This is a genomic window from Pseudomonas sp. 2 (assembly GCF_056627435.1).
This window is the reverse complement of the sequence record NZ_JBWXNG010000036.1, coordinates 1-3,772: the sequence shown is the minus strand read 5'-3', so window position 1 is coordinate 3,772 and position 3,772 is coordinate 1. Positions and strand designations below refer to the sequence as shown.

Here is a 3,772-nt window from a genome sequence, read left to right as displayed (position 1 = left end):
CGGAACATCGCCGGAGTGAGGGAACCTCGACGAAGTCGAGGCCAAACCAGGAGCAGGACCCCTTGGTTACTTGGGGGTCTTTTCCAAGTAACTCGACGAAGTCGAAACAGATCTGACGTTAGGAAGAGCGCTTTTGACTTTGATCTTGATCATCAGCACCACCACAAAAATCCGATAAACACCCCATCCCAACATCTACCTCAAAAAGACAAAACATCGCACAGCCCCACCAACCACAACGCCCCGCAAGCATCTAAACTCCACTCACTCCAAAACGGCATCTGGTGAGTAATATCGCTGCAGCCACGGTCTCAGGACAGCATCCATCAGGTCTGCTCGATGAACGACAAATACACCCCCCACAACTGGGCGCCCCACGAGCGGCCGTCGATCCCCGGATCGCCGTCCACGCCGCTGCACTCCACCCCCAAGCGCTGGGCGTTCGCCCTGGTCGGCGTGATCGTCGCCCTGACCGGCGGGCTGGGCAATGCGCTGGTGGTCGCCAACCTGCAATACCTGCAAGGCGCACTGGGCGCGACCCAGGCCGAGATCGCCTGGCTGCCGGCCGCGTACGTCATGACCAACGTCTCGATCAACCTGCTGCTGGTCAAATTCCGCCAGCAGTTCGGCCTGCGCGCCTTTACCGAAGTCTTCCTGCTGCTCTACGCACTGGTCACCTTTGCCCACCTGTTCGTCAACGACATCAACTCGGCCATCGCCGTGCGCGCGGCCCACGGCATGGTCGGCGCGGCGCTCAGTTCGCTGGGCCTGTACTACATGATCCAGGCCTTCCCGCAAAAGTGGCGCATGAAAGCCTTGGTACTCGGGCTGGGCACCGCGCAACTGGCCACGCCGTTGGCACGACTGGTTTCCGAAGACCTGCTGCAGATCGCCGAATGGCGCGGCTTGTACCTGTTCGAACTGGGCATGTGCCTGCTGTCACTGGGCTGCGTGCTGATCCTCAAACTGCCACCGGGCGACCGTTTCAAGGCCTTTGAGAAGCTCGACTTTCTGACCTTCGCGCTATTGGCCTCAGGCTTCGCTGCTCTGTGCGCGGTGCTGTCGCTGGGGCGCATCGAATGGTGGCTGGAAGAGCCCTGGATCGGTATCGCCCTGGCCTGCGCCATTGCGCTGATCGTGATGGGCATCTGCATCGAACACAACCGCACTCGCCCGCTGTTGATCACCCGCTGGCTGGGCAGTGCTCGGATGCTGCGGTTCGCGCTTGGCGTGCTGCTGACCCGCCTGGTGCTGTCCGAGCAGGCCACCGGTGCCGTGGGTTTTCTGCAGGGCATGAACCAGGGCACCGAGCAGTTGCACACCCTGTACTTCTTCATGCTGCTGGGCAGTGTCGCGGGGCTGGTGGTGAGCGCCATGACCATCCACCCGCAGCACCTGTTCAAGCCGCTGATTATCTCGCTGGCGCTGATCGCCATCGGCTCGACCATGGACAGTTTTTCCACCAGCCTGACCCGCGGCCCGCAGATGTATTTCAGCCAATTCCTGCTGGCCTTCGGCGGCACCTTTTTTCTCGGCCCGACCCTGGTGCTGGGCATGAGCGGGGTATTGAGCAACCCGCGCAACATGGTCAGTTTTTCGGTGATGTTCGGGATCGCGCAAAACGTCGGCAGCCTGATGGGCTCCGCGTTGCTGGGCACTTTTCAGGTCTGGCGCGAGAAGTTTCATTCCGCGCATATCGTCGAGCACGTGACCCTGCTCGACCCACAGGTTCAGGCGCGTCTGCAAAGCTCCAGCAATGCCTATATCTCGGCCATCGCCGACCCTTCGAGCCGAACCAATCAAGGCATTCGGGCACTGGCCACGGCCGCGACCCGCGAGGCCAACACCCTGGCCTATAACGACGTGTTCATGCTGATCGCCCTGATCGCGGTCCTGACCATGATCTGGATCACCAGCCGCGCCACCTGGCTGTGGATCACCACCGAACCGGTCGCGCCGTTCACCCCGGCCCCGGCACCCTCTTCTTCCGTTCAACCAAGCGGCGTACACCCTACATGACTGAACCGAACAAGCCTGCGGGCGAGCCTTCTCCACGCGCCACTTCCGAGGCGCCATCGCCCGCTGCGAATCCGGCGCCTTCGGCAGGACCGGCCCCGGCACCGGCGACCATGCCTGCCACCAGTCAGCCCCGCTCGGCGAAGATCCGCCTGGTGTCGTCGATCCTGTTCGGCGGCGTGGCCCTGGCCGGGGTATTGGTCGTGCTGTACGCCTGGCAACTGCCGCCGTTCAGCAGCCCCATTGAAAGCACGGAGAACGCGCAGGTCCGCGGCCAGACCACGATTATCGGGCCGCAGTTGAGCGGTTATGTGTACGAGGTGGCGGTGCAGGATTTTCAATGGGTCAAGCAGGGTGATCTGCTGGTGCGCATCGATGACCGCATCTATCAGCAGCATCTGGATCAAGGGCTTGCGCAACTGGGCATTCAAAAGGCCGCGCTGGACAACAACCTGCAACAGCGCCGCAGTGCCGAGGCGACCATCGTGCAGCGTCAGGCCACGGTGGCCAACGCCCAGGCTCAGAGCGAAAAGGCCGCCGCCGACCTGCGCCGCAGCAGCGCGCTGGTGACCGATGGTTCGGTGTCGAAAAGCGAACTGGACGTGACCCGCGCCGCCGACGCCCAGGCCCGCGCCGCGTTGGCCGAAGCGAAGGCAACGCTGGAAATCGCCCGTCAGGATCTGCAGACGGTGATCGTCAACCGCGGCTCGCTGGAGGCCTCGGTGCAGAACGCCGAAGCGGCCATTGAGCTTGCGCGGATCGACCTGAGCAACACCCGCATCACCGCCCCCCGCGACGGCCAGCTGGGGCAGATCGGCACGCGTCTGGGTGCTTACGTCAACTCGGGCGCGCAATTGATGGCGCTGGTGCCGAAACCGCGCTGGATCATCGCCAACATGAAGGAAACCCAGATGGCCAATGTTCGGCTGGGGCAGCCGGTGACCTTCACCGTCGACGCCATGGAAAACCGCAAGATGCGTGGGCGCGTGCAGCGGATTTCGCCAGCAGCGGGGTCGGAGTTCAGCCTGTTGCCGGCGGATAACGCCACCGGCAACTTCGTCAAGATCGCGCAGCGGATTCCGGTGCGGATCACGGTCGACGATGATCAGGACGGGGTGGAGCGGTTGCGGCCGGGGATGTCGGTGGTGGTGAGTATCGATACCAGCCAGGACGGGCCGGTGCCGCCGGACCCGGTGGATGGGGCTGTCGATGCTGGGCGCTGATTGTTGTGCGGGGTTTTGTGAGCTGATCCGTTTGCGGTGGTGACGCTGATTTGTTCTGGCTAACGCCAGAGCTGTTTCAAGATCAAAGGCGCTCTTCCTAACGTCAGACCTGTTTCGACTTCGTCGAGTTACTTGGAAAAGTCGGAATGCCGCACCACCCCCAAGTAACCAAGGGGTCCTGCTCCTGGTTTGGCCCGACTTCGTCGGGTCCCCTCTCTCCGGTCTCGCTCCGTGGGCCCGGCGCGAAGGGCCATCCATGGCCCAACGCGCCTCTCGCCGCATCCATGCGGCTCGACCCACTCCGCGAGACCTCCGTTCGGCCTGCACCCAAGTCGCGATTTGTGTCGTCTGGGATATGTGCACACGAAGATCAAAAGCTAAATCAGAAGCACGAGGGCGTGCCCTCCGTAGCAGCACGGCTTACCGGCGGGGCGATCTTGAGGGCGACCCGCGGACAAGCCCGGCTGCTACGGGACAGAGTTCACCGCACGCTCTTGATCTGGCTTTTGATTTTGATCTTCATGCGCGACAGC

2 protein-coding genes are annotated in these 3,772 nt (G+C 62.8%); both read left to right on the top strand.

What is annotated here, in order from left to right; all coding sequences use genetic code 11:
- Nucleotides 1–339: 339 nt before the first annotated feature.
- Nucleotides 340–2,019 (top strand): MFS transporter, encoded by a 1,680-nt coding sequence (locus AC1MEK_RS29755; protein WP_480399834.1) that lies wholly within the window; start codon nucleotides 340–342, stop codon nucleotides 2,017–2,019.
- Between the two features lie 110 nt (nucleotides 2,020–2,129).
- The gene (locus tag AC1MEK_RS29750) at nucleotides 2,130–3,239 is read left to right on the top strand and encodes an HlyD family secretion protein (RefSeq protein WP_480399833.1); all 1,110 of its coding nucleotides are present in this window, start codon (nucleotides 2,130–2,132) and stop codon (nucleotides 3,237–3,239) included.
- Nucleotides 3,240–3,772: the final 533 nt, after the last annotated feature.